The following is a 25,167-nucleotide window of genomic DNA, read 5'->3' on the forward strand; positions in this document are numbered from 1 at the left end:
TCTTCGTCCGGTCCCTGGACTCCCGGGACCACTTCCTGCAGTTGCGCCAGGCTGACCGCGCCCAGGCGGACCACCCGCAGCACGTCGGAGGTGGCGTCAACAATGGTTGAGGGCACTCCCTCGTCTCCGTGCTCCGGCCGGGGGCCTGCTTCGAGGTAGACCTCCACCGATTCAGCCAGCTGTGCGCGCGCCTCGGCGGCGGTCCGGGCGGCGGGGTTTCCGGTGCGGTTGGCCGAGGAAACCGCCAACGGGCCCGTCAGGGCCAGCAGCTCCAGCGAGATGGGATCGTCGGGCATCCGCAGCGCCACCGTGCCCAGCGTGTCCCCCAGATCCCAGGTCAGGGACGGCTGTGCGTGGAAAATCAGCGTCAGCCCGCCGGGCCAGAACGCTTCGGCGAGGGCGCGGGCATCCGCTGAAACATCCACGGCCAGCCCTTCCATGGTCTGCATCCGGGGAATCAGCACGGGCGGCGGCATCGACCGGCCGCGGCCCTTCGCGGCGAGCAGCGTGGCAACCGCCTGCGGCGAAAAGGCATCGGCGCCGATGCCGTAGACGGTGTCGGTGGGCAGGACCACGCACTGCTTCGCGCTGATGGCCTGGTGGGCTTTCGCCAGGCCTTCGCTGAGTCCGTCCGGGTCGGTGCAGTCATAGGTGGTAGTCACGGGCTGGTTCTATCCTTCGTCGGAGATGTTGGAGGCGGTCCGCACCGCGGACGTTGCCCGCGGACGGCCGTTCAGGTCGGTATGTGTTGCGACATCCTGCCAGCAGGGCTGCGCGGCCAGCAGGGCCGCGATCCGCTCGGCCTGGACCTCGGCGTGTTCCATCACAAAGTAGCCGCCGGAGCGCAGCAGCCGTGCAGCAGTGCCGGCTGCGGCCAGCGGAAGCTCAAGTCCGTCGCGCCCGCCGCCGTAGAGGGCCATCGCCGGATCATGCTCCGCGGCCTCGGGTTCATTCGGCACCGCGTCGGCGGGAACGTAGGGCGGGTTGGAAACCACGACGTCGAAGGTTCCGTTGAGATCGGCCAGCGCGGTGCGCAGGTCATCATGCACCAGCGCCACCCCCAGCGGTTCCAGGTTCCGCCGCGCCCAGGCCAGGGCCAGCGGGCTCAGTTCGACGGCGTGGACTTCGGCTTGGGGAACCTCGGTGGCCAGGGATGCGGCAATCGCCCCGGAACCGGTTCCCAGGTCCACGGCCTTCACCGGCACCCTGCCTGCGGCGGCGAACCGGCGGGCGGCGTCGATGGCCAGCTGGGCCACCGTCTCCGTTTCCGGCCGCGGCACAAATACGCCGGGGCCCACCCGAAGTTCCAGATAGCGGAACGAGGCCGTGCCGGTCAGGTGCTGCAGCGGCACGCGGGCCGCACGCTCGGCTACCAGCTCCGCATAACCGGGCGGGACCGGTGCATCGGTAAAGGCCAGCGCTTTGACCCGTCCGCGCGAGGCTCCCAGCAGATGGGCCGCCAGCAGCTCGGCATCAACGCCCGGTGTGGGGACCCCTGCCCCGGCCAGGATGGCGGCGGCCTCGCGCAGGGCCGCCGCCAGTGTGGTGGATTCCATCGCCGAAGTTAGTTCTCGTCACCAATGGCGTCCAGGCGGGCCTGCTCATCCATTTCGATGGCGGCCTGGACCACCGCTTCCAGGTCGCCGTTCATGACGGTGTCCAGGTTGTAGGCCTTGTAGCCGGTGCGGTGGTCCACAATCCGGTTTTCCGGGTAGTTGTACGTGCGGATGCGCTCGGAGCGGTCCATGGTGCGGATCTGGGACTTGCGGATATCCGAGTTCGCGGCGTCGATCTTCTCCTGCTCGTGCGCGAGGATGCGGGAGCGCAGCACGCGCATGGCAGCTTCACGGTTCTGCAGCTGCGACTTTTCGTTCTGCATGGCCACCACAATCCCGGTGGGCAGGTGGGTGATGCGCACGGCGGAGTCCGTGGTGTTCACCGACTGGCCGCCGGGGCCGGAGGAACGGTAGACGTCGATCTTCAGGTCGTTCTGGCTGATCTCGACCTCTTCGGGCTCGTCCACTTCGGGCAGCACCAGCACGCCGGCGGCCGAGGTGTGGATGCGGCCCTGGGATTCCGTCACGGGCACCCGCTGCACACGGTGGACGCCGCCTTCGTACTTCAGGCGGGCGTAGACGCCCTCGGCCGGGTCGTTGGAGTTTCCCTTGATGGCCATGGAAACGTCCTTGTAGCCGCCCAGGTCCGACTCCGTGGCCGAGATGATTTCCGTCCGCCAGCCGCGTGCCTCCGCGTACCGGGTGTACATGCGCAGCAGGTCGCCGGCGAAGAGGGCAGCTTCGTCGCCGCCTTCACCGCCCTTGACCTCGATGATGACATCGCGGCCGTCGTTGGGGTCGCGCGGGATCAGCAGGCGGCGCAGCTTCTCCTGGGCGTCGTCGAGGGCTTCCTTCAGCACCGGAACTTCCGCGGCGAATTCGGGATCCTCGGCGGCCATTTCGGACGCTGCCGCAAGGTCATCTTCGAGGGCGTGCCACTTGTTGTAGGCGTCCACGATGCGGCTGAGTTCGGCATAGCGCCGGCCAAGCCGGCGGGCGAGCCCCTGGTCCGCGTGCACTGCCGGATCGGAAAGCCGCAGCTGCAGCTCTTCGTGCTCATCCAGCAGACCCTGTATGGACTCAAACATGTTGTACGTTCCTCTTTCGACGGTGGACCCTTGCCCGGACTCGGGAGGATCTCAAAAAACTTTACTCAGGTGCACGCGTTAACTGCCAAACCGCCCAGGCTCCGGTTTCTCCGCAGTGCGGAGGAACCGGAGCATGAGCGGCTCGGTAAGGCAGCTAGTTGTCCTTGGTGCCCAGCGTGGTCTGCTGGACCTGCATCAGGAATTCAACGTTGGACTGCGTCTCGCGGATCTTTCCGGTGAGCAGTTCCAGCGCCTGCTGGGTGTCCAGCCCGGAGAGCACGCGGCGCAGCTTCCACATGATCTTGACCTCGTCCGGGGACAGCAGGTTCTCTTCGCGGCGGGTACCGGACGCGTTGACGTCCACGGCCGGGAAGATGCGCTTGTCGGCAAGGTTGCGGGACAGGCGCAGTTCCATGTTGCCGGTGCCCTTGAACTCCTCGAAGATGACCTCGTCCATCTTGGATCCGGTTTCCACCAGGGCCGTGGCCAGGATGGTCAGCGAACCGCCGTTCTCGATGTTGCGGGCAGCACCGAAGAAACGCTTGGGCGGGTACAGCGCGGAGGAATCCACACCGCCGGAGAGGATGCGGCCCGACGCCGGAGCGGCCAGGTTGTAGGCGCGGCCCAGGCGGGTCATGGAGTCCAGGAGGACGACGACGTCGTTGCCCATTTCCACCAGGCGCTTGGCGCGCTCGATGGCGAGCTCCGCGACGGTGGTGTGGTCATCGGCGGGGCGGTCGAAGGTGGAGGCGATGACCTCGCCCTTGACCGTGCGCTGCATGTCCGTGACTTCTTCGGGACGCTCGTCCACGAGGACCATCATGAGGTGGACCTCAGGATTGTTGATCGTGATCGCGTTGGCAATTGCCTGCAGGATCAGCGTCTTTCCGGCCTTCGGCGGGGAGACGATGAGGCCGCGCTGGCCCTTGCCGATCGGAGCCACGAGGTCAATGACGCGCGGGCCGATCACCTTGGCGGAGGTCTCCAGGCGCAGGCGCTCGGAGGGGTACAGCGGGACGAGCTTGGAGAACTCCACGCGGTCCTTGTTGTCCTCGGCCGGCTTGCCGTTGACGGAGGTCAGACGCACCAGGGCGTTGAACTTCTGGCGCTGGTTTCCGCCCTGGTTTTCGCCTTCGCGGGGGGCGCGGATCGCGCCGACGACGGCGTCGCCCTTGCGCAGGTTGTACTTCTTCACCTGGGCGAGGGATACGTAGACATCGTTCGGGCCCGGCAGGTAGCCGGAGGTCCGGACAAAGGCGTAGTTCTCGAGGACGTCCAGGATGCCGGCTACGGGCAGCAGGACGTCGTCCTCGGTGACCTCAACGTCGTCGACGTCCGGGTTCTGGTTCCGGTTGCGGCGGCGCTCGTTGCGGTCGCGGAAGCGGTCGTTGCGATCGCTGCGGTCGTTCCGGTCGCTGCGGTCATTGCGCTCGCCGCGGTCATTGCGGTCGCTGCGGTTGCGGTTGCGGCGGTTGCGGCCGCGGCCGTTTTCTTCGCTGTCGTCGCGGTCGCTGCGGTTGTTTTCACGGTCGCCGCGGTTGTTGTCCCGGTTGTTCTCGCGCTCGCCGCGGTTGTTCTCGCGCCGGTTCTCGCGCTCGCCGCGGTTGTTGTTCTCACGCTCGCCGCGGGTGTTCTCGCGGCTGCGGTCCTCGGTGGAGCGCTCGGACCCGGTGTTCTCCGAGGCGTTTGCGGGCGCAGAGTCAGTATTCTGCTGCTCGGCCTTGGCGTTCTGCTCAGCCTTGGTGTTCTGCTCAGCCTTGTTCTGCTCAGCCCTGTTGTCCGCGCGGCCGTTGTCCGAAGCATCGCTGTCGGCACGGCGGCTGCGTGAACGGCGGTTGCCGCGCTCGCGCTGGTTGTCCTCGCGCTGGTTTTCCTCGCGGGGAGCCTCAGCCTGGGCTGCGGGTGCCTCTGCGGCTGCGGGTGCCTGGACCGGTGCTTCCGCGGCGGGGGCAGTGACGACTCCGTCACTGGCAGCGCGGCGGTTGCGGTTGCGGGTCCGGGCCGGACGCTCGGGCGCCGACTGCTCTGCGGCGGGCGACTCCGCGGCGGCCGGAGCGGCTGCGCGGTCGGTGCCGGCCTTCGCGCCGTCGGCCTGGGCTGCTTCAGTCTTCGCGCCGCGAACCGGACGGTCTGCTACTGCGCCGCCCCGCTGGTGGTTGGAGATCGCTGTTACGAGATCTCCCTTGCGCATGCGGGACCCGCCGGTAATGCCCAGCTGGCCGGCAAGCGCCTGCAGCTGTGCAAGCTTGAGGCCCGCAAGACCGGAGCTTTTTGAAGTCGCTGCGCCGTTTGTTCCGGCGGTAGCTGAGTCCACACCTGTTGTCAGGTCAGTGGTGTCTGTCACGAAGGATCCTTCCCCCTCGTCGGGCGGTCCGGCGCAGTGCCGGCCGCGGATGATTTGGCCCTGGTCCCCCTATGGTCAGACATGGGGGTCAGGGTTCGCCGGTTGCCGGCAGGAGCCGGGAATCGGCGAATCTACTTAAGGTGCCTTTGGAAAGAAATCCACAGGAGTTTGGTCAGCTTCGCTGCCGAACTATGCGGCATTCAAGGGGACTGACCGTTTCTTGGCAGTACCCGGAAGGCTGCACCGAGGATTGCACGTCCGCAGCTGAACAAGAGCTTCCGACACGGTGTTTGGGCACTATGCCCTGAGCAACGAGTTTTCAACAATTCTTCAGGGCGGTCCGGAAAAGGACGGCCTGGATGCGGGAGCACAAACTGGGTGCGGGGAACACAAGACGGTTAGTACCGCTGGTGCTCTTCCACTCTAGCACCATCTCGGTCGACGCTGAGCCGCAAAACACGCCAAAATTCTGCAGTTCCGGCGGCCGCGAGGTACCCGGCGATCAGTCGTTCCGCGTCCCGTGCCTGATCGGCTCCGTTGGCCAGGACCATCACGGTGGGCCCTGCCCCCGAGATGACCGCGGCCAGTCCGTGCCTGCGCAGGTGGGCCATCAGCGCGGCGCTGGGTGCCATTGCCTCGGCCCGGTACTCCTGGTGCAGGAAATCCACGGTTCCCTGCGGGAGAAGCGCCGGCTCGGCGGCGAGGGCATGGATGAGCAGTGCGGCCCGGCCTGCGTTGGCAGCTGCCGCGGGATGCGGCACCTGCGCCGGAAGCAGCCCGCGTGCGCTCTCCGTGGACAGTTCGCTGGCCGGAACGGCCGCCACCGGAATGATGTCTGAGTGCACCGGTGCGGCAACGGAGCGGAACTCCCCCTCTTCTTCCCAGGAGATGGCCAGCCCGCCGGCCAGCGCAGGTGCCACGTTGTCCGGGTGTCCCTCCAGCCGGGAGCACATATCGAGCAGCCCGGCAGCGTCAAGGCGGTGCTCCGGGGGCAGCAGGGCATTGCCCGCCAGCACTCCGGACACAATGGCGGAGGCGGAGGAGCCCAGGCCGCGGCCGTGCGGAATCACGTTGTCCGCATCGAGGCGCAGGCCCGGCAGGACAAAACCGGCGGCCTCCACTGTCTGCCGGATGGTCCGCACCACCAGGTGGCTGCCGTCGGTGGGCAGCGTCCCGGCACCTTCACCGGCAATGGTGACAGCGGTGCCGGGCTCGCCGGTAGTGCGCACCCGGACGGTGTCGTACAGGCCAACCGCCAGGCCCAGGCTGTCGAAGCCCGGGCCCAGGTTGGCGCTGGTGGCCGGGACCCGGACGGTGATGTCCTGGCCGTGCGCCACTGCAGCGCGGGAAGGTGCCGCGGAATCGCTCACATGCATGGTCCTAGCCCGCAGCCTGGGCTTCCAGTCCCAGCGCGGCGGCAACGGAGACGACGTCGAACTCCACCTTGGTGGGTTCCACGTCGGAGCCGTCGGCGGTGCGCAGCGCCCACTGCGGATCCTTCAGCCCGTGGCCGGTGACGGTGATGACGATCTTCTTGCCGGTGGGCACGTCGCCGGCGGCATGCTTCTTCAGCAGTCCCGCCACGCCGGCGGCGGAGGCCGGCTCCACAAAAACGCCCTCGCGGGAGGACAGCCAGCGGTGCGCTTCCAGGATCTCCGCGTCGGTGACAGCTTCGATCAGGCCGCCGGATTCATCGCGCGCCGCAATGGCCTGGTCCCAGGACGCGGGGTTGCCGATGCGGATGGCTGTGGCGATGGTGTCGGGCTCCGTGACGGGGTGGCCCTGAACCAGGGGTGAGGCGCCCTCGGCCTGGAAGCCCCACATGGCGGGGGTTTTGGTGGCCACCGGGGCCAGCTCGGTTCCGGCGAGGTTCGTGTACGGGGCTGAGTATTCCTTGTAGCCCTTCCAGTACGCCGTGATGTTGCCGGCGTTGCCCACCGGCAGCAGGTGCAGGTCCGGTGCGTCGCCCAGGGCGTCGACAACTTCAAAGGCGGCAGTCTTCTGGCCTTCGATGCGCGCCGGGTTCACGGAGTTCACCAGGAACACCGGGTAGGCCTCGGCGAGCTTGCGGGCAACGTCCAGGCAGTTGTCGAAGTTGCCGTTGACCTGCAGCAGCTCGGCGCCGTGGGCAATGGCCTGGCTGAGCTTGCCCATGGAGATCTTGCCGTCCGGCACCAGCACGGCGCAGGTGATGCCGGCCTGTGTTGCGTATGCGGCGGCGGAGGCGGAGGTGTTGCCGGTGGAGGCGCAGACAACAGCCTTGGCCCCGGATTCGACGGCGGCCGTCATGGCCATGGTCATGCCGCGGTCCTTGAAGGAACCGGTGGGGTTCATGCCTTCGACCTTGAGGTAAACCTCGTTGCCGGTGAGCTCGGACAGGGCCTTAGCCCGGACCAGGGGTGTGCCGCCCTCGCCCAGCGTGATGATCTCGGTGCTGTCGGTGACGGGAAGACGATCGGCGTACTCGCGGATAACGCCGCGCCATTGGTGAGCCACTGTGTTAGACCCCTTCTACCCGCAGGACGGATGTGACGGAATTGATGACGTCCAGGCCCTTGATGGCCTCGACGGTTGCTGCCAGGGCGGCCTCGGAGGCACGGTGCGTGACAAAGCGCAGCTCGGCGGCAGTTCCGGCGCCGTCGCTGTGGATGGTCTGGCGCATGGTCTCGATGGATACGCCGTTCTCGGCGAACACCCGGGCCACGGCTGCCAGCACGCCCGGCTGGTCGCTGACCTCCAGGCCAATGCTGTAGCTGGTGGTCACCTTCTCGAACGGCAGGGCCGGGACGTGGCCGGTGGGGGTTTCCGCACCGAGCGGACCGCCGAGCACCAGCCGGCGGGCCGTGCTGACGACGTCGCCCATCACTGCCGAGGCGGTGGGGGCACCGCCGGCGCCCTGTCCGTAGAACATCAGCTCGCCGGCGTTTTCCGCCTCCACGAACACGGCATTGAACGCGCCGTGGACGGCGGCCAGCGGATGGGTGCGCGGCAGCAGCGTCGGGTGCACCCGGACGCTGACGCCCGGTTCGCCGTCGTTCTCCAGCTTTTCCGCGATGGCCAGCAGCTTGATGACAAACCCGGCGTCCTTCGCCGCGGCGATGTCGTCGGCGGTGACTGCGGAAATCCCCTCGCAGGAGACATTCGCCAGGTCGAAGCTGGTGTGGAACGCGAGCGAGGCGAGGATGGCGCCCTTTGCTGCGGCGTCGTGCCCCTCAACGTCGGCGGTGGGATCGGCTTCGGCGTACCCCAGCCGCTGGGCCTCGGCCAGGGCGTCGGCGAACTGCGCCCCGGTGGTGTCCATCGCGTCAAGAATGTAGTTCGTGGTGCCGTTGACGATTCCGAGCACGCGGGTGATGCGGTCGCCGGAGAGGCTGTCCCGGATCGGGCGCAGAATGGGAATCGCACCGGCCACGGCTGCTTCGTAGGCCAGCCGGACGCCTGCGGCGTCCGCCTTCTGGAACAGTGCGGCGCCGTCGGCAGCCAGCAGGGCCTTGTTGCCGGTGACCACTGACGCGCCGTGGCCGATGGCGTGGAGCATCAGCGTGCGGGCCGGCTCCAGGCCGCCCATCAGTTCAATGACAATGTCAGCGTTCTCCGCCAGCTTCTCGGCGTCGGTGGTGAACAGATCCTTCGGCAGGTCAACGTCACGGGGAGCATCGGGGTTGCGGACGGCGATGCCGGTCAGCTCCAGCCGTGCCCCGGTGCGCGAGGCCAGGTCTTCGGCGTCCTCGAGAAGGATCCGGGCAACCTGGGAGCCAACGTTTCCGCATCCCAGCAGGGCAACTTTCAGGGTCTTCATGTGGTGCCTACTCCTCTGGCGTTTCGGGCGGGTTGGAAGCGAAAACATCCCTGGCCAGCAGGTCGTCTTCGGTTTCGCCCCGGATAATCAGCCGGGCGGCGCCGTCCCTAACGGCGACGACGGGAGGCCGGGCAATGTAGTTGTAGTTGCTGGCCAGCGCCCAACAGTACGCACCGGTGCCGGGAACAGCCAACAGATCGCCGTCGGCGGTGTCCGCCGGCAGGTAGACGTCCCGAACCACTATGTCCCCGCTTTCGCAGTGTTTGCCAACCACGCGTGACATAACCGCGTCATCTTCGGAGGCACGCGAGGCGAGCACCGCCGAATAGTCGGCGTCATAAAGCACCGGGCGGGCGTTGTCGCTCATTCCGCCGTCCACGGAAACGTACCGGCGTTCGGAGGTGCCGCCGCCGGCCGTGTCCACCCGGACGGTCTTGACGGTTCCGGTGCGGTACAGGGTAAAGGTGGTGGGCCCAACGATGGCGCGGCCCGGTTCGATGGAGATCCGCGGCACGGCCAGTCCCAGTCCCGCGCAGGCGGAGCCGACGACGGCGGCCATGGCCCGGGCGATCTCGGCCGGCGGGCGCGGGGTGTCCGCCTCGGTGTAGGCAATGCCGTAGCCGCCGCCGAGGTCCAGCTCGGGCAGCTCCACGCCGTGCGCCGTCTTAATCTCCGCCAGGAAACCGAGCAGCCGCTGCGCGGCAAGCTCGAAGCCTTCGGACTCAAAGATCTGGGAACCGATGTGGCAGTGCAGCCCGAGCAGGCGGATGCCTTCGTTCGCCAGGGCCGCAGCCACGGCGGTTTCCGCAGGCGACACTCCCCCGGCTTCCGGATCCGGTGCCATGGAGAGCCCAAACTTCTGGTCCTCATGCGCGGTGGCAATGAATTCATGGGTGGAGGCGTGCACGCCCGGCGTCAGCCGCAGCATGACGTTCGCCTGTTCGCCGCGGGAGGCCGCCAGGGCGCCCAGCCGCTGAAGCTCGGCCAGGCTGTCCACGACAATCCGGCCCAGGCCCATATCCAGTGCCCGGGTCAGTTCGGCGTCGGACTTGTTGTTGCCGTGCAGGCCCAGGGCCGCGCCGGGAATGCCGGCGCGGCGGGCCACTGCGAGTTCTCCGCCGGAGCAGGTGTCCAGGCGCAGCCCCTCCGAGGCGACCCAGCGGGCAATTTCGGTGCACAGGAAGGCCTTGCCCGCGTAGTAGACGTCCACTCCCCCGCAGAGGTCGGCAAACGCGGCGTCGAAGGAGTCCTTGAAGTCACGGGCCCGGGCGCGGAAGTCGGCCTCGGACACCACGAACAGCGGCGTACCGAAGTCCTTCGCCAGCGCGGAGACCGGAATCCCGGCAATCTCCAGTTCGCCGCTGCCGTTCCGGCTCACGTCGCGGGCCCACATCTGCGGGCGCAGGGCATTCGCGTCCGCCGGGTAGCTGAGCCAGCCGGGGGCGAGAGGGGAAACAGTCATGGATTACATCCGTTCCGGAGCGGAAACTCCCAGCAGGTCAAGGCCGTTGGCCAGGACCGTCCGGGCGGCGAGGTTCAGCCACAGGCGCGTGCGGTTGACATCGGTGATCTCTTCATCGCCCTGCGGCGCGATCCGGCAGGCGTCATACCAGCGGTGGTAGGTGCCGGCAATGACCTCCAGATGGCGGGCCACGCGGTGCGGTTCGCGGAAGGCGCTGGCCTGCGCGACGACGCCGGGGAACTGTCCCAGCGCGGCGAGCAGTTCGCCCTCGGTCGGGTGCGTAAGCAGGGAGGCGTCGAAGGCGGAGTCGTCCACGCCGGCAGCTTCGGCGTTGCGGGCCAGTGCATAGGTGCGGGCGTGGGCGTACTGCACGTAGAACACCGGGTTCTCGTTGCTGCGCCTGGTCAGCAGGTCCAGGTCCACGTCAATGTTGGAGTCCGCGGAGAAGCGGGCCAGGGTGTAGCGGGCGGCGTCCACGCCCACGGCGTCCACCAGGTCCTCCAGGGTCACCACGGTGCCGGCGCGCTTGGACATGCGCACGGGCTTGCCGTCCTTGACCAGGTTCACCATCTGGCCGATGAGGACCTCCACGCAGGCCGGGTCGTGGCCCAGTGCCGCGGCAGCAGCCTTGAGCCGGACAACATAGCCGTGGTGGTCGGCGCCCAGCATGTAGAAGTTCAGGTCAAATCCGCGGTCGCGCTTGTTCTGGATGTAGGCAATGTCACCGGCAATGTAGGCGGCCTTGCCGTCGGACTTGATGACCACGCGGTCCTTGTCGTCGCCGAACTCGGTGGAGTTCAGCCACCAGGCGCCGTCCTTCTCGTACAGGTTCTTCGAGCCCTTGAGCTGTTCCAGGAGCTTGTCCACCTGGCCGTTTTCGTGGAGGGAATCTTCATGGAAGAAGACGTCGAAGTCCACGCCGAAGTTGTGCAGCGATTCCTTGATGTCACTGAACATGAAGTCCACGCCCACTGCGCGGAAGCGTTCCTGCGCCTCGGCGCCGGGAAGCTCCATGATGTTCGGCTCGGCGGCCAGCACCCGGTTGGCGATGTCTTCGATGTACGCGCCGGCGTAGCCGTCCTCGGGAGCGGCTTCGCCCTTGGCGGAGGCCAGCAGGGACCGGGCGAAACGGTCAATCTGTGCGCCGTGGTCATTGAAGTAGTATTCGCGGGTCACCTCTGCGCCCTGCGACTGGAAGATCCGGGCCAGGGCGTCGCCGACGGCGGCCCAGCGGGTTCCGCCCAGGTGGATCGGTCCGGTGGGGTTGGCGGAGACAAACTCGAGGTTGATCCGGGTTCCCTTGAGGATCTCGGAGGTGCCGTACGCCGGACCGGCGTCAACAATCGTCTTGACCAGCTCACCGGCGGCACCGGCGTCGAGGGTGATGTTCAGGAAGCCGGGACCGGCAATGTCCACCTTGGCGACGCCGTCGATCTTCTCGAGGCGCCCCTTGAGGATCTCCGCGAACTGGCGCGGGTTCATGCCGGCCTGCTTGGAGAGCTGCAGGGCGATGTTGGTGGCCCAGTCACCGTGGTCCCGGTTTTTCGGCCGCTCCACGCGCACCTCCCGGGGCACGTCGATGCTGAAGTCACCGGCATCGATGGCGTCTTGGAGGCAGGCGGTTACGGCGGAGGAAAGTTCTTCAGGAGTCACCGGTTAAGCATAGCCTCGTCTCACCAGCGGTTCCGCGAACTGTGACGTCCCCCCACAACGTCCGCTGCGCCGTACGGCGCCTTGCTGCCCCCTTCCCCGTGTCCTCCCCCGTATCTCCCCCGGGTCTCCTCCGTATCTCCCCCGTGGCCAAACCAACAGGATGCCCGCAGGCACGGTTCCGCCCGAATGGGTTGTAATGGATACGGACACCCGGCCGGGCTTCCTCCGGCCTGCCTGCTGCCCCCATCTTCAGGAGAGTAATGAACCACACCCGCAAGACACTGCTGTTCACCGCCGCGTCCCTGACCCTGGCCTCCACCGCCTGCACGGGACCAGCCGCCGAGGAAGCACCTGCCGCGCAGGAGCCTTCCGCCGCTTCCCCCGCCGCACCTCAAAGCGCGGCACCCCAGAGCGCCGCGCCGCAGGATGCGGCTCCGGCCGGCAGCTACGCCGACGGCGAGTACTCGGCCCAGGGCAGCTACACCCCGCCGTCCAACCAGACAGAGGACGTAGACGTCACCCTGACCCTCGAGGACAGCGTGGTCACGGCACTGGAGGTCACCACCTCCGGCAACCACCCCACGTCAAAGATGCACCAGCGCGATTTCACGTCCAAGGTGCAGGAGCAGGTGGTCGGCAGGAATCTCGACGAGCTCGACGTGGACAAGGTGGGCGGTTCCTCCCTCACCAGTTCCGGATTCAACAAGGCCCTGGACGCCATCCGGTCCGAAGCCGCGAACTAGCCTGCGCGCCCATGCCGGACCTGAGATTCGATGCCATCGGCACTGCGTGGACCATCACCACGGCTGAGCCGCTTGCAGCACCGGTCCGGGCCGCAGTGGCTGATCTGGTGGAGGACTATGACCGCACCTATTCGCGGTTCCGTTCCGACTCGGTCATCACCGCGCTGACCCGCGCGGCTTCCACGGTGGAGCTTCCGCTCTCCGCAGCACCGCTGCTGTCCCTGTTCGACAGCCTGCACCGGCTCTCCGGCGGGGCCGTCAATCCACTGGTGGGCCACTCCCTGGAAAAGCTCGGGTACGACGCCGCATATTCCTTCGCCTCCTCCGGGCCGGTGCCGGCCCCGGACTGGCCCGCGGCCGCCTCCTGGCACACCGCCGGCGGGAAGGTGCAGCTGAGCACCGCGGTGCCGGTCACCCTGGACATCGGAGCCGCCGGCAAGGGCCAGCTCGTGGACCTGGTCTTTGAACTGCTGCAGTCCGCAGGGCACCGGCACCTCACGGTGGATGCCGGCTCCGACCTGCGCCACGCCGGCGAAACCGGCCTGCGGGTGGCCCTGGAGCATCCGTATGACACCACGCGGGCCATCGGCGTCGTACGCCTTCGGGACCGTGCCCTGTGCGCTTCCGCCGGCAACCGGCGGGCCTGGGGCGAGGGGCTGCACCACATTCTGGATGCTTCCACCGGCCGGCCCGTTCAGCGGGTGGCCGCCACCTGGGTGCTCGCCGCTGACGCCATGACGGCGGACGGGCTCGCCACCGCGTTATTTTTTACCGATCCTGCCCGGCTTGCCGAGGAATTCGCCTTTGACTATGTGCGGATGTTCTCGGACGGCCGGGCCACCTTCTCAGATGCCATGGCTGGAGTCCTGTTTTCATGAGCCTTTCCCTGCCCGCGCCGGTTACCCGCCGGCTGGACGCCTTCACCGGCCGCTGGACGATGTACCGGCTGACGGTGATCCTGCTGCTGGCTGTCACCGCCTGGTCGTTTGTGCTCTCCTTCGCCGGGGCGCTTGCCTACACTCCGGCCGAGCTGGCCGCGACGGCAGCCGCCGCCGTCGTTTCCGCCCTCGTGGCGAGCCGGGTCATGGGGCTGCTTTTCCGCACCCGGCCGCAGACGGATTCCTCGCTGATCACCGGGCTGCTGCTCTATTTCCTGATGTGGCCGAGCACGGAAGGCACCGCGCTGCTCACCGTGGCGCTGGCAGCCGGGGCCGCAACCGCGTCGAAGTACCTGCTGGTGTGGCGCGGGCGGCACATCTTCAACCCCGCAGCCCTCGGTGCTGCTGTCCTGGCGCTGACCGGCCTGGGCGCCGCTGTGTGGTGGGTGGCGGCGCCGCTGATGCTGGTTGCCGTGCTTCCGGCGGCTGCCGTCATCCTGTACCGGAACCGGCTGCTGCCGATGGCCGGGGTGTTCCTGCTCGCCGCCGGCGTCATCATCACCGTGCGGATGGTTTTGGCCGGGGAAGCCCTGCCGGCCGCACTGGGAATCCTGCTCGCTTCCTATCCGGTGGTGTTTTTTGCCGGCTTCATGCTGTCCGAGCCGCTGACCCTGCCCCCGCGGCGCTGGCAGCGGCTGCTGGAGGCCGCCGTCGTCGGTGTCCTGTTCGCAGTGCCGCTGCATGTGGGCCCGGTCTTTATGTCCCCCGAACTGGCCCTGCTGGCCGGCAACCTGCTGGCCTTTGCGCTGGCACCGCGCACCGGGATCCGGCTGCGGCTGCGCGAGAACCGCGCGCTGACCCCCACGGCGCGCGAGCTCGTGTTTGAACCGACCCGCCCGCTGCGCTTCCAGCCGGGCCAGTATGTGGAACTGAGCCTCCCGCACGGCACGGCCGACGCGCGGGGAACCCGGCGGATTTTCAGCCTCACCACGGCTCCGGAAGATTCCGGAACGGTTGCCGTGGGGCTGCGCGCCGTCGAACCGGCAAGTTCGTTCAAGACCGCCCTGCTGAAGCTGAAGCCCGGCGCCGTGGTGTCCGCGACGTCGGTGGCCGGTGATTTCCTGCTGCCCCGGGACCGCTCGGTCCCGCTGCTGCTGATCGCCTCAGGGGTGGGCATTACCCCGTTCATGAGCCAGCTGCGCTCGCTTGCCGCCGCCGCCGGCGACGGTACCGTGGCGCGCGACGTCGTCCTCGTCTACGCTGCCGCTTCGGTGGATGAGCTGGCCTACGCTGCGGAACTGCACCGTCTGGGCATCCGCGTCCTGGTCTGCACGCCCACCGATCCGCAGATCAGCGGGTGGACGTACCTCGGCCCCGGCTTGCCGGACGGGCAGACGCTCGCCCGGGCAGTTCCCGATGCCGCAAAGCGGGCCGCGTATGTGTCCGGATCCCCCGCCGCCGTGGCCGCTGCGCGGGCTGCCGTCCGGGGTGCCGGCGGCCGCTCGGTGCGGACGGACGCCTTCCTGGGCTACTGACTTTCCTCCGCCGGGATGCGCCCCGGACCGGCCGCTTCCGCTGCCGGCTCCGGGGACGTTTTCACACGGCGCGCCGGACCTGCTAAGCTTCTTGAGTCCCACAGGACCTGCCGGTTTACCGGTGTCCTTGCCCTCGTAGCTCAGGGGATAGAGCGGTTGCCTCCGGAGCAACAGGCCGTAGGTTCGAATCCTATCGAGGGCACTTTGAGACACAGAAGAACCCCGCACCGGTTTCCGGCTGCGGGGTTCTTCTGTTTCCGGGGTTCTCCTGTTTCCCGGGTTCTTCTGTTTGCCGCGTTCTCCGGCTCATGCGCTCAGAAGCGGATCGCGTCGATCACCTTCACCCGCACCGCCACCAGCGCCGGAATGAGTCCGGCCAGGGCGCCCACAAGGGTGGCTGCCCCCAAACCGATCAAAGCCGCCTCCAGCGGAAACGGCGGCAGCTCACTGATTCCGGAGGCCACCGCACGCTGGATCACCGGCAGCTTGACCACGGCGACGGCGGCCATGACCCCCAGCACCCCGGCCACGAACGTCGCCACCACGGATTCCAGCATGACGCCGAAGAAGATGCGCCCCGACGTCGCGCCGAAGCTGCGGCGGATACCGATTTCGCGCACCCGGTACTTCACCGTGACCATCGAAATGTTCAACAGACCCACGGCGCCGAGCAGCATCACCAGCGCGGCAATCCCGGCCACTGCCCACTGCAGCCCGCCGAAGGGATCTCCCCAGGCGGCGTAGTCGGAACGGTGCGTGTCAACCTGCATGGCGGGAAACTGCGCCTGCAGATCGGCGGTGACGGCGGCCTGCAGCGGGTCGCTGAGGTCCTCCGGTACCCACAGTTCCAGATACAGGTTTGCAGCCGCTCCCAGCCCCAGCCTGTTGTAGGAATCCGCGAGCATCATTGCCTGGGGATACTCCCCCTCGTACTGTTCCCGGGTTACGCCCACAACCACGGTGTCAACGGTGTGCTCGCCGGAGACAGGCAGCACCGGGTCGGACGCCAGGCTTGGCCGTCCCATGCGGTCGTACATGGCCTGGTTGACGACGACGGCGGGAGCGAGCCGTTGCGCGTCAACCGCGGAAAACCACGCCCCTTCAACCATCGGCACCCGTCGCATGACCTTGTAGTCCGGGTCGACAACGATGGTGTTTACGCGCGCAACGCCGTCCGGAAGCTGGAAAGGCACCTCCGTCTGCGCGGTCACGGACGAATAGGTGACGGAGTAGCGTTCGGCCACGCCCCGGTAGGCCGAGGCGGCGGCAGCGGGATCGGGCATGCTTCCGTCGTTGCTGTACATCATTACCGACAGCGTCGCCGGCCGGCCCGACTGCACTTCGCTGCCCTGGGCAATGGATTCGCGGACCATATTGCCCAGTCCCACCACCGTGGTCAGTGCGGCCACTGACAGGGCCACGCCGATCAGCGCCAGCAGCACCCTTGTCTTGTGGATGCGCAGCTCATCCCAGGCCTCCACCAGGGGGCCCGCGATTCCGGAGAGGCTCACGCCGCCACCGCCGGCCCCGGCACCAGCCGGCCCTCCTGCAGCAGGAAGTGTTCCCGGGCCAGGGCTGCAACATGGGGATCGTGGGTGATGGTCACCAGGGCAGCACCGGATTCCGCTGCCACCTCGGCCAGGAGAGCCATGACGGACTGTCCGGTTGCGATGTCCAGGGCGCCGGTCGGCTCGTCCGCCAGGATCAGCCGGGGCGAGCGGACCAGCGCACGGGCAATTGCCACGCGCTGCTGTTCCCCGCCGGAGAGTTTCCGGGGCCGGTCCTGGAGCCGGTTGCCCAGCCCCACCCGCTCCAGCATCCGGGAAGCGAGGCGCTCACGCTGCCAGAACTGCCTGCCGCGCGCGTACAGCAGCGGGGTCATGACGTTTTCCAGCGCCGTGCGCTCCGCCAGCAGGTTGAACTGCTGGAAGATGAAGCCGACGGCGCCTCCCCGGGCGACAGCGCGGCGTTTCTCGTTCATCCGCTCCACCGGAGTACCGTCAAAAGTCATCGTTCCGGACGTGGGCAGATCCAGCAGGCCCAGGATGTTCAGCAGCGTTGATTTGCCCGAACCGGACCGCCCCACAATGGAGAGGTGGTCCCCCGGATACACGGTAAGGTCCACACCGGAGAGGATCTGCAGCGTTTCACGGCCGGGAAGGCTGACGGCACGGGTGACCTGTGAGAGCACCACCAGCGGCTCCTGCGCGGGCGCCTGAACCTCCCGTGCCTGCTCGGCCTGCAGGCTCATCCGCCCATCACTCCCGGCATGCCGTTCATCTGATCCTCGGCGGCAGGGGCGCCGGGAACAAACTGCAGCACCATTTCGCCTTCAGTCAGCCCGGAGGTGATTTCCACCAGCTGTCCGTCGTTCAGCCCGAGGGACACTTCCCGTTCCACGGCCTCTGCGGCCCCCGTACCTCCGAACCCTGCACTTTCCGGCCCCGGGCCCGCTGCTGCTGCGCCTTCGGCACCCGTGCCTTCAGGTGCTGCCGCACCGCCGGGCATGACCCAGACAATGCCGGTCTGCACGGTGCCCTGCACCGCCGTCGTCGGCAGCGTAATCACGCCGTCCGCCTGCCCGGCGGTGATGTCAATGGCCGCACCGAGTCCGGCAAAGACCGGAACGTCCGCCGGAATGCTGCAGCTCACGCTGCCGGCTGCCGGAGCCTCCGGTGCCGGTTGCCCGGGCCCCGCCTGCTGTGCCTGGGTGCTGATGCCTGTCTCCGCGGCCGGTGTCCTGCCCATGGTGACGTCGCTGCACGGGAAGGGAGCCGGGCCTCCGTTGACGGTGACCAGGGCGGTGTTGGCCCGGCCCAGGATGCGGAACTGCTGATCAGAGGTGAGGGTGCCCGAAACCGAGAAGGTGCCCGGGTCCAGGGAGGCAACCTCGGCGCCAACCGATACCTGCTGCTTGGGCAGAACCGACAGCTCCGCGACGGTTCCGTCTGCGGTGGCAAGGACATCGGCGTAGGAATATACGGGCGCCGGAGGAGAGGCTGCCCGGCCCGGGGACTCTTCGTCGGTGTCATCCGTTCCGGCCGGTTCCTCCAGCACTGCGGGAACCTCAGGCTCCACGAGGGTTTTCACCTGGAACAGGGGCGCGCCCGCTATGACCCGGTCGCCGGCCTGAACATAGATGAAGTCCACGGTTCCCTCTCCGGTGCTCTTCACCGTGACCGCCGGATCGCCCACCACGGATCCCTGCACCTGGACCAGGTTGGTCACCGTTCCCAGCGCTGCGGGTACGAGCGGGGTGCTCAGCTGCGCGCCCGCCTGCTCACCTCCGACGGCGGCGTCGGACCTCATGCCGTTGATAAACGCGAGCTTGAAGAGTGCCGCAGCTATCACGGCAAAAACCACCAGCCACAGGACTGGAAAGACATAGCGGCGCGCAACCATCGGTTCCCCCGTCGAAGCATTCTCCCCCGGGCAGTATGCAGCACCGATTGCAACGGGACGCTACCAGCCCTACCCCGCTGCGGCGGCGTGACACGGCAGGGGATACCGAAGCCGCGGGAATTCTTTTGCAAAACCCTTGTGGACAACCGGCACGGTGACGGTATGGTGATCCCACATACCAACCGGTCGGTTCCGCAGTTGCTCGCATCCCGCAATTACTGGCAGTGATCCGCACGGTACGAGATCCCACAGAAACACGGAACACCTGCATGAAGACCATGAACATCAAGGAAGAACTGGCCCGCGTTTCCGTCGAGCTCTTTTCCAGCCAAGGCTACGCCAGGACCAGCGTGCAGCAGATCGTCGACGCCGCCGGGGTCACCAAGGGCGCCCTTTACCACTACTTCAATTCCAAAGACGACCTGCTGTTCGACATCTATGACCGGATCCTTACCCTGCAGCACGGCAACCTCAACGAAATCGCGGCCCGCGGGCTCCCGGTGGAGCAGACCGTCCGGCTGGTCTGCGAAGACGTCATCGTCACCTCGATCGACTGGATCCGCGAAGGCACCGTTTTCTTCCGGTCCCAGCACATGCTCAGCCCCGACCGCATGGAAGCCGTAAAGGACCGCCGCCGCCGCTACAACGAGGTTTTCGGCGCACTGATCACCCGCGGCCGCGAAGAGGGCATCTTCCGCAACGACATCCCCACGGCCGTCCTCGTCGCCAACTTTTTCGCCAACCCCCACTACCTCTCGTTCTGGTACCAGCCATCCGGGCCGCTGACCAAGCACCAGGTAGCCACCCAACTGACCGACCTTTACCTCGCCGGGCTGCGCCCTGCCCCACCGGAAGGACCATCCGCATGAAAGCCTGGAACGTTGTCACCAATGCCGAGCCGCGCGATGCCCTGCGCCTGGCCGAACAGCCCACGCCCGCTGCCGCTCCGGGCACCGTGGTGCTGGCCACCCGCGCCGTGGCCCTGAATTTTCCCGACGTTCTGCTGTGCCGGGGGCTGTACCAGGAAAAACCCCCGCTGCCCTTCACTCCGGGCATTGAGCTGTGCGGCACCGTCACGGCACTCGGCGACGGCGTTGCCGGCTTTCAGCTCGGCGACCGGGTCATTGCATCACACCTGGGCGTCATGGCCGAGGAGGTGCAGGTTCCGGCGGCGTCAGTCTTTTCCGCACCGGAATCCCTTTCCGATGCCGAGGCAGCGGCCCTGTGCATCGGCTACCAGACCGGATACTTCGGCCTTCACCGCCGGGCACGGATTGCCCCGGGCGAGACGCTGCTGGTGCATGCCGCCGCCGGCGGTGTCGGAACGGCAGCCGTGCAGCTGGGAAAGGCCGCCGGGGCCACGGTGATCGGGGTTGTGGGCAATGAAGCCAAGCGCCGCGTCGCTGAAGAGGCAGGCGCAGACCTTGTGGTCAACCGCACCACTGAAGACTTTGTTGAGGTGGTCAATGCAGCCACCGGCGGCCGCGGCGCCGACGTCATTTACGATCCGGTGGGAGGGGAGACCTTTGACCGCTCCACCCGCTGCATCGCTTTCGAAGGCCGGATAGTCGTGGTCGGTTTTGCCGGCGGAACCCTGCAAACCGCACGCATGAACCACGCCCTCGTCAAGAACTACTCCCTGTTGGGCCTGCACTGGGCGCTCTACACCAAGAAGGCGCCGGAACTGGTCCGGGAGGTGCACGAGCAGCTCACCCTCCTGGCGGACAAGGGACTGGTACGCCCGGTGGTCACCGAATCGGTTCCGTTCGCTTCCGCGCCCGACGCCGTGCAGCGCCTGGGCGACGGGCTGACCGCAGGCCGGGTGGTGCTCACCCTCTAACCGCTGCAGACTACGAACCCCGCACCAACCGCACCATTAACGAGACAACGGAGTCCTTATGGCAGTGCAACATACCGACCGGTCGGTTCTTCACCGGCTGCGCTTTCGCGATATCAGTGTGCGGTTCGGCGGCCTCACCGCGCTGGATGCTGTGTCCTTCACCGTTCCGGCAGGCGCCGTAGTCGGCATCATCGGCCCCAACGGCGCCGGAAAGACGACACTGTTCAACGTTGTCTGCGGCTTCACGTCGCCCGGTTCCGGTTCCCTGGAGCTCGACGGCGAAACGTTCCGCCCCCGGCCCCGCATGCTGGCCCGGCACGGGGTGGCCCGTACTCTCCAGGGCCTGGGCCTGTTTCCCGGACTGACCGTGCTGGAGAACGTCATGCTCGGGATGGAGGGCAGCGCCGCGCACACCGTGATCGAGGACGCACTGCTGCTGCCCCGGTCCCGGCGCGGCGAGGCACGGCTGCGCGAACGCGCCCTGCAGGCCCTGGACGAGCTCGGCATCGTCACTCACGCCGCGGCCCTGCCGGACACCCTGCCCTACGGAATCCGCAAAAAGGCGGCGTTGGCCCGGGCGCTGGCCGGCGATCCCCGGCTGCTGCTGCTGGATGAACCTGCCGGCGGACTCGCGCACGACGACATCGACGAACTGGCGGAGATTATCCGCGCTGTTCCCGCCACCGGCTGCTCGGTAGTGCTGGTGGAGCACCATGTGGACCTGGTCATGAGCGTCTGCGAGCGCATTGCGGTGCTGGACTTCGGCAAGCTGATCGCCGAAGGCACCCCGGCTGAGATCAGTGCCGACTCCGCGGTCACCGACGCCTACCTGGGAGTTGAGCCGGTATGAGCGCCCTTCTGGTCCTGGACTCGGTTAGTGCCGGCTACGGCCCGGTTCCCGTCCTGCACGGCGTCAGCCTCGAGGTCGCGGCAGGCAGCATCACCGCCGTCGTCGGCGCCAACGGTGCCGGCAAGACCACGCTGCTGCGAACCATCATCGGGCAGCTGCGCCCCACCGGCGGAAGCATCCGCTATGACGGCACCGACCTGGGCTCCACCAAGGTGGAGGACATGGTGCGCCGCGGCATCTCGCTGGTTCCCGAAGGCCGCGGCGTCATCACCGAGCTCACCGTGGACGAAAACCTGCGGCTGGGCGGATTGTGGCGCCGTGACCGGGCCGCCGCCCAGGTCCTGCTGGAGCGGATGTATGAGCTCTTCGAGCCCCTGGCCCGCCGGCGGAAGGCCTCCGGGCACCAGCTCTCCGGCGGTGAGCGGCAGATGCTCGCCCTGGGCCGGGCGCTCATGGCCGGCCCGCGGCTGCTGCTGCTGGACGAGCCGTCGCTGGGCCTGGCTCCGCGCGTCACCGCCCAGATCCTGGGCATGCTGCGCAGCCTGCGCGATGACACGGGGCTGACGGTCCTCCTGATTGAGCAGAACGTCCGCAGCGCACTCGCTGTGGCCGACGACGGCGTCGTCCTCAGCCTGGGCTCCGTCGTCGCCTCCCGTCCCGCAACCGACCTGGCTGCGGACGACGATCTCCGCCACACCTATCTGGGGTTCTGATGGACAGATTTCTCTTCCTTACCGTGGACGGGCTCGCCCGGGGCGCCGTGCTGGCCGCCTTTGCGCTCTCGCTCGTCATTATCTGGCGTGCCGCCCGCATCGTGAACTTCGCCCAGGGCGCGATGGCCGTGGCCACCACCTATGTCGCCTTCACCGTCACCGCCGCCACCGGGAGCTACTGGCTGGGACTGGCCTCCGCCATTGTGGCCGGTCTGGTGATCGGCGCCCTGGCCGAGAGGACCGTCATGCGCTTCGTGGGGAATACCTCTCCGCTGAACTCGGTCATCGCCGGACTGGGGCTGCTGCTGGTGATCCAAGCTGTCCTGGGCATGATCTTCGGCAACGGGTACCAGGCCATGGCCACACCGTTCAGCACTTCTCCGCTGGACATCGGCGGCATCAGCGCAATTTCCCCCTATGACCTGTTCATCTTCGTCTGCATTGCGGTGATCGTGGCCGGCCTGGCCCTGCTCTTCACCAGGACCGCCCTGGGGCTGCGGCTGCGGGCGGCGGCCTTCGCCCCCGATCTCGCCCGGCTGCTCGGGGTGCGGTCCTCCCGGATGCTGACGCTGGGCTGGGCGCTGTCCTCCGCCGTCGGGGCCCTGGCGGCGCTGCTGGTCATCCCCACCGAGCTCGGCCTGAATCCCCATGCCCTGGACACGGTGTTCGTCTACGCCTTCACCGTTGCCGTGGTCGGGGGGCTGGACTCCTCCGGCGGTGCCGTGGCCGGCGGCCTCGCCGTGGGCGTGATCCTCAGCTGGGTCAGCGGCTACCTCGGCGCCACCCTGGCGCCGATCGCCGTCCTGGTGCTCCTGCTGGCGGTACTGCTGCTGCGCCCGGCCGGACTGTTCTCGTTGACGAAGGAGCGAACGGTATGAACCCCCTGAGATCCCTGCTCGCGGCCGCCGCTGCCGCTGCAGTGCTGATCGGCCTGACTTTTGCCGTCACACCGTTCACCTCGTATCAGCTGGCCACTGTCTGCGCCTACCTTTGCGCCGTCGCCGGCCTGACCGTCCTGACCGGCACCGGCGGCCAGCTCTCCCTGGGACAGGCAGCGCTCATGGCCTGCGGGGCGTACTGCTACGCACTCAGCGCCAATGCCATGTCCGAGGCGGGCGTCGAGGGGCCGCTGCTGCTGCTGGGGCCCCTGGCCGTGGCCGTGCTGGGCTCCGCAGCGCTGGGACTGGTGATCGGCTGCGCGGCCGGCCGGCTGCACGGACCCTATCTGGCCGGCTTCACCCTGGCCCTGGTGGTCGCGATCCCGGCGGTCACGAGCACCTTCTCCGCCGTCCTGGGCGGTGACCAGGGACTGTGGATCACCATCGAGAAACGTCCAGCCGCGCTGCGCGGCACGGTCAGCAACGAACAGTGGCAGGCCTGGCTGGCCATTCTCTGCGCCGTGGCGGTGATGGTGGTCCTGAACAACCTGCTGCGCGGCCGCTTCGGCCGCCAGCTGCGGGCGGTGCGGGACAACGACGCCGCTGCGGCACTGTCCGGAGTCAACATCGCCGCGACAAAGATCATCTCGTTCACCGTCAGCGCCGCTGCGGCCGGCCTCGGCGGAGGCCTGCTGGCCTACGTCACCCAAAGCGCCAGTCCGGGGGCCTACTCGCTGGTGCTCTCCCTCTATCTGCTCATGGCCGCGGTCATCGGCGGCATCGGTTCCCTGGCCGGTGCGGTGTGGGGTGCGCTGATCATGGTCTTCCTGCCCTACAGCATCAATTCCCTTACCGCCGGCCTGCCGGTCTCCGCCGACGTCGCCTCCCGGCTGGACGGGAACCTGGCCATCGCGGTGTTCGGCACCGTGCTGGTGCTCGTGATCCTGCTCGCTCCCCGCGGCATCCAGGGCCTGCTCTCCTCCGTGATCCGCCGCCTCCGCGGCAGGCACTCCCCCGCCGTCGCGGCACCCTCCCCGCTTCCCCTGCAACCGCAACTAACCACCACGAAAGGTCAGCGATGACTAGTTCCAGGTACTCCGCTACCAAGTTCTCCGTCCTTGCCGCCGCAGCAACGGCGGCAACCCTTGCCCTCGCGGGCTGCGGGTCATCAGGGGGCGGTGATTCCCCGGCTGCCGCCGAAGACGTCCCCGGCATCACCGACACCACCGTCAGCATCGGCACCCACCAACCGCTCACCGGCCCCGCAGCCTCGGGCTATGCCACCATCTCGCCGGCCACCAAGGCCTACTTCGACTACGTCAATGCCAACGGCGGAGTGAACGGGCGGACCATCGAGTACACCGTGAAGGACGACGGCTACAACCCGGCCACCACGCAGAGCGTGGTCCGCGAAATGGTCCTCCAGGACGAGGTCTTCGCCATCCTCGGCGGACTGGGCACCCCGCCGCACAGCTCCGTGCTGGATTTCCTGAACGACAACGAAGTTCCCGACCTGTTCGTGGCCTCCGGCAGCCCCACCTGGAACCAGCCCGAAGACTACCCGTACACCTATGGCTTCATGCAGGACTACGACACGGAGGCCAAGGGCCTGGCCACGTATGTGCAGGAGGAATTCCCGGATGCCGCCTACTGCCTCTTCGGGCAGGACGACGACTTCGGGGCAGACTTCAAGACCGGACTCGAGTCGGCCCTGGGCAGCGGGGCGCTGGCCAGCTCTCAGGTCTACTCGACTGCCAACACCGACGTGGCCGCACAGATCAGCGCCATGCAGGCGGCAGGGTGTGAAGTGAACTTCCTCGCCTCGATCAACGGCTTCAGCGCCCAGGCCATCGGAACGGCGGCCAAGCTGGGCTACTTCCCCAAGTGGGCGGCGTCCTCCGCCGGCGGAGACTACAACACCCTCTCCAGCTACCTCGGCGAGAACACGGAGAAGCTGCTCGAGGGCTTCATCAGCGCCAACTACCTGCCGGCGGCTTCCGACACCGAGGATGAGTGGACCGCGAAGTTCGCCGAGATCAACGAGGAGTACAACCAGGGGGCGGAGTTCGACGGCAACACCATCTTCGGGATGTCCATTGCCTATCTCTTCGTTGAGGCGCTGCAGGAAGCCGGCGAGAACCCGACACGGGAGTCGCTGCTGACGGCCCTGGAATCGGGCGACGTCAAGGGCAACGGACACGTTCCCCTGGACTTCAGCACAGACAGCCATACCGGTTACTCCGGGGGCATGATCACGGTCGTCTCCGGCGGCGTGCAGTCCTACGTCGGCACGCCGTACACGGCCGAGGGCGACTCGGTCAGCCCCTACACCGAGGAACGCGCGGCAATGCCGGAGAACGGCATTCCGCAGTAGCCGGTCCGGAAGCCGCCGGGTGCCCGGAACTTGTGCAAAGGGCCCTGCCCGT

General features: G+C 67.7%; 21 protein-coding genes, 1 tRNA gene and 1 pseudogene. 11 read left to right on the top strand and 12 right to left on the bottom strand.

The window, feature by feature from the left end:
• Positions 1–2 precede the first annotated feature (2 nt).
• From M1D40_RS12645 to argS, 9 genes and pseudogenes are all read right to left on the bottom strand, one after another.
• Positions 3–662 (bottom strand): annotated as a pseudogene (locus tag M1D40_RS12645) (L-threonylcarbamoyladenylate synthase); the annotation flags it as partial.
• Positions 663–671: 9 nt separating this feature from the next.
• Positions 672–1,556: a peptide chain release factor N(5)-glutamine methyltransferase gene (gene prmC / locus M1D40_RS12650; protein ID WP_461169044.1), complete on the bottom strand. Its 885-nt coding sequence runs from the start codon at positions 1,554–1,556 to the stop codon at positions 672–674.
• 8 nt (positions 1,557–1,564) lie between these two features.
• A complete protein-coding gene (gene prfA, locus M1D40_RS12655) occupies positions 1,565–2,644 on the bottom strand; it encodes a peptide chain release factor 1 (RefSeq protein ID WP_341393641.1) in 1,080 nt (359 codons plus the stop codon).
• 154 nt (positions 2,645–2,798) lie between these two features.
• A complete protein-coding gene (gene rho, locus M1D40_RS12660) occupies positions 2,799–4,988 on the bottom strand; it encodes a transcription termination factor Rho (RefSeq protein WP_461169045.1) in 2,190 nt (729 codons plus the stop codon).
• Between the two features lie 398 nt (positions 4,989–5,386).
• Entirely contained in the window at positions 5,387–6,364 is a 978-nt protein-coding gene (thrB, locus tag M1D40_RS12665) for a homoserine kinase (RefSeq protein WP_461169046.1), read from the bottom strand.
• Positions 6,365–6,368: 4 nt separating this feature from the next.
• Positions 6,369–7,484 carry a threonine synthase gene (gene thrC, locus M1D40_RS12670; protein ID WP_461169047.1) on the bottom strand — a complete coding sequence of 372 codons (1,116 nt, stop codon included), beginning with the start codon at positions 7,482–7,484 and terminating at the stop codon, positions 6,369–6,371.
• Between the two features lie 4 nt (positions 7,485–7,488).
• The gene (locus M1D40_RS12675) at positions 7,489–8,787 is read right to left on the bottom strand and encodes a homoserine dehydrogenase (RefSeq protein ID WP_341393637.1); all 1,299 of its coding nucleotides are present in this window, start codon (positions 8,785–8,787) and stop codon (positions 7,489–7,491) included.
• 7 nt (positions 8,788–8,794) lie between these two features.
• The gene (gene lysA, locus M1D40_RS12680) at positions 8,795–10,249 is read right to left on the bottom strand and encodes a diaminopimelate decarboxylase (protein WP_461169048.1); all 1,455 of its coding nucleotides are present in this window, start codon (positions 10,247–10,249) and stop codon (positions 8,795–8,797) included.
• A gap of 3 nt (positions 10,250–10,252) precedes the next feature.
• Positions 10,253–11,902, bottom strand: a complete 1,650-nt coding sequence (gene argS / locus M1D40_RS12685) for an arginine--tRNA ligase (protein ID WP_461169049.1) — start codon at positions 11,900–11,902, stop codon at positions 10,253–10,255.
• Between the two features lie 260 nt (positions 11,903–12,162).
• Between argS and M1D40_RS12690 the strand changes: the two genes are divergently transcribed.
• The 4 genes from M1D40_RS12690 to M1D40_RS12705 all read left to right on the top strand — a co-directional run bounded on the left by M1D40_RS12690 (position 12,163) and on the right by M1D40_RS12705 (position 15,260).
• The gene (locus M1D40_RS12690) at positions 12,163–12,645 is read left to right on the top strand and encodes an FMN-binding protein (RefSeq protein ID WP_461169050.1); all 483 of its coding nucleotides are present in this window, start codon (positions 12,163–12,165) and stop codon (positions 12,643–12,645) included.
• 11 nt (positions 12,646–12,656) lie between these two features.
• Entirely contained in the window at positions 12,657–13,523 is an 867-nt protein-coding gene (locus M1D40_RS12695; RefSeq protein ID WP_461169051.1) for an FAD:protein FMN transferase, read from the top strand.
• The gene (locus M1D40_RS12700; protein ID WP_461169052.1) at positions 13,520–15,058 is read left to right on the top strand and encodes an FAD-dependent oxidoreductase; all 1,539 of its coding nucleotides are present in this window, start codon (positions 13,520–13,522) and stop codon (positions 15,056–15,058) included. Before M1D40_RS12695 ends, M1D40_RS12700 begins: the two co-directional genes overlap by 4 nt.
• A 129-nt stretch (positions 15,059–15,187) precedes the next feature.
• Positions 15,188–15,260, top strand: a tRNA-Arg gene (locus tag M1D40_RS12705).
• Positions 15,261–15,372: 112 nt separating this feature from the next.
• On the opposite strand, the gene M1D40_RS12710 is transcribed toward M1D40_RS12705, so the two are convergent.
• From M1D40_RS12710 to M1D40_RS12720, 3 genes are read right to left on the bottom strand one after another with little or no spacing between them, the layout of a single operon-like run.
• Positions 15,373–16,569, bottom strand: coding sequence for an ABC transporter permease (locus tag M1D40_RS12710; protein WP_461169053.1), 1,197 nt, complete (start codon positions 16,567–16,569; stop codon positions 15,373–15,375).
• A complete protein-coding gene (locus M1D40_RS12715) occupies positions 16,566–17,309 on the bottom strand; it encodes an ABC transporter ATP-binding protein (protein WP_461169054.1) in 744 nt (247 codons plus the stop codon). The genes M1D40_RS12710 and M1D40_RS12715 overlap by 4 nt, the downstream gene beginning before the upstream one ends.
• Positions 17,306–18,460: an efflux RND transporter periplasmic adaptor subunit gene (locus M1D40_RS12720; RefSeq protein ID WP_461169055.1), complete on the bottom strand. Its 1,155-nt coding sequence runs from the start codon at positions 18,458–18,460 to the stop codon at positions 17,306–17,308. The genes M1D40_RS12715 and M1D40_RS12720 overlap by 4 nt, the downstream gene beginning before the upstream one ends.
• 269 nt (positions 18,461–18,729) lie before the next feature.
• On the opposite strand from M1D40_RS12720, the gene M1D40_RS12725 reads away from it, so the two are divergent.
• The 7 genes from M1D40_RS12725 to M1D40_RS12755 are packed head-to-tail and all read left to right on the top strand — an operon-like array spanning position 18,730 to position 25,115.
• On the top strand, positions 18,730–19,329 hold the full coding sequence (locus M1D40_RS12725; protein ID WP_461169056.1) for a TetR/AcrR family transcriptional regulator: 600 nt from the start codon (positions 18,730–18,732) through the stop codon (positions 19,327–19,329).
• Entirely contained in the window at positions 19,326–20,300 is a 975-nt protein-coding gene (locus M1D40_RS12730; protein WP_461169057.1) for an NADPH:quinone oxidoreductase family protein, read from the top strand. Before M1D40_RS12725 ends, M1D40_RS12730 begins: the two co-directional genes overlap by 4 nt.
• A 58-nt stretch (positions 20,301–20,358) precedes the next feature.
• Complete coding sequence (locus M1D40_RS12735; RefSeq protein WP_461169058.1) at positions 20,359–21,150, top strand: ABC transporter ATP-binding protein; 792 nt, start codon at positions 20,359–20,361, stop codon at positions 21,148–21,150.
• Complete coding sequence (locus M1D40_RS12740) at positions 21,147–21,863, top strand: ABC transporter ATP-binding protein (protein ID WP_461169059.1); 717 nt, start codon at positions 21,147–21,149, stop codon at positions 21,861–21,863. Before M1D40_RS12735 ends, M1D40_RS12740 begins: the two co-directional genes overlap by 4 nt.
• Positions 21,863–22,741, top strand: coding sequence for a branched-chain amino acid ABC transporter permease (locus M1D40_RS12745; RefSeq protein ID WP_461169060.1), 879 nt, complete (start codon positions 21,863–21,865; stop codon positions 22,739–22,741). Before M1D40_RS12740 ends, M1D40_RS12745 begins: the two co-directional genes overlap by 1 nt.
• Complete coding sequence (locus tag M1D40_RS12750) at positions 22,738–23,823, top strand: branched-chain amino acid ABC transporter permease (protein ID WP_461169061.1); 1,086 nt, start codon at positions 22,738–22,740, stop codon at positions 23,821–23,823. Before M1D40_RS12745 ends, M1D40_RS12750 begins: the two co-directional genes overlap by 4 nt.
• Positions 23,820–25,115 carry an ABC transporter substrate-binding protein gene (locus M1D40_RS12755; protein ID WP_461169062.1) on the top strand — a complete coding sequence of 432 codons (1,296 nt, stop codon included), beginning with the start codon at positions 23,820–23,822 and terminating at the stop codon, positions 25,113–25,115. The genes M1D40_RS12750 and M1D40_RS12755 overlap by 4 nt, the downstream gene beginning before the upstream one ends.
• Positions 25,116–25,167: the final 52 nt, after the last annotated feature.

The organism is Arthrobacter sp. Z1-15 (assembly GCF_054792395.1).

Excerpts from the sequence above, each read along its gene's own strand:
- prmC (WP_461169044.1), bottom strand. The coding sequence starts at position 1,556 with ATGGAATCCACCACACTGGCGGCGGCCCTGCGCGAGGCCGCCGCCATC.
- prfA (WP_341393641.1), bottom strand. The coding sequence starts at position 2,644 with ATGTTTGAGTCCATACAGGGTCTGCTGGATGAGCACGAAGAGCTGCAG.
- thrB (WP_461169046.1), bottom strand. The coding sequence starts at position 6,364 with ATGCATGTGAGCGATTCCGCGGCACCTTCCCGCGCTGCAGTGGCGCAC.
- M1D40_RS12675 (WP_341393637.1), bottom strand. The coding sequence starts at position 8,787 with ATGAAGACCCTGAAAGTTGCCCTGCTGGGATGCGGAAACGTTGGCTCC.
- lysA (WP_461169048.1), bottom strand. The coding sequence starts at position 10,249 with ATGACTGTTTCCCCTCTCGCCCCCGGCTGGCTCAGCTACCCGGCGGAC.
- M1D40_RS12690 (WP_461169050.1), top strand. The coding sequence starts at position 12,163 with ATGAACCACACCCGCAAGACACTGCTGTTCACCGCCGCGTCCCTGACC.
- M1D40_RS12695 (WP_461169051.1), top strand. The coding sequence starts at position 12,657 with ATGCCGGACCTGAGATTCGATGCCATCGGCACTGCGTGGACCATCACC.
- M1D40_RS12700 (WP_461169052.1), top strand. The coding sequence starts at position 13,520 with ATGAGCCTTTCCCTGCCCGCGCCGGTTACCCGCCGGCTGGACGCCTTC.
- M1D40_RS12715 (WP_461169054.1), bottom strand. The coding sequence starts at position 17,309 with ATGAGCCTGCAGGCCGAGCAGGCACGGGAGGTTCAGGCGCCCGCGCAG.
- M1D40_RS12720 (WP_461169055.1), bottom strand. The coding sequence starts at position 18,460 with ATGGTTGCGCGCCGCTATGTCTTTCCAGTCCTGTGGCTGGTGGTTTTT.
- M1D40_RS12725 (WP_461169056.1), top strand. The coding sequence starts at position 18,730 with ATGAAGACCATGAACATCAAGGAAGAACTGGCCCGCGTTTCCGTCGAG.
- M1D40_RS12730 (WP_461169057.1), top strand. The coding sequence starts at position 19,326 with ATGAAAGCCTGGAACGTTGTCACCAATGCCGAGCCGCGCGATGCCCTG.
- M1D40_RS12735 (WP_461169058.1), top strand. The coding sequence starts at position 20,359 with ATGGCAGTGCAACATACCGACCGGTCGGTTCTTCACCGGCTGCGCTTT.
- M1D40_RS12740 (WP_461169059.1), top strand. The coding sequence starts at position 21,147 with ATGAGCGCCCTTCTGGTCCTGGACTCGGTTAGTGCCGGCTACGGCCCG.
- M1D40_RS12745 (WP_461169060.1), top strand. The coding sequence starts at position 21,863 with ATGGACAGATTTCTCTTCCTTACCGTGGACGGGCTCGCCCGGGGCGCC.
- M1D40_RS12750 (WP_461169061.1), top strand. The coding sequence starts at position 22,738 with ATGAACCCCCTGAGATCCCTGCTCGCGGCCGCCGCTGCCGCTGCAGTG.
- M1D40_RS12755 (WP_461169062.1), top strand. The coding sequence starts at position 23,820 with ATGACTAGTTCCAGGTACTCCGCTACCAAGTTCTCCGTCCTTGCCGCC.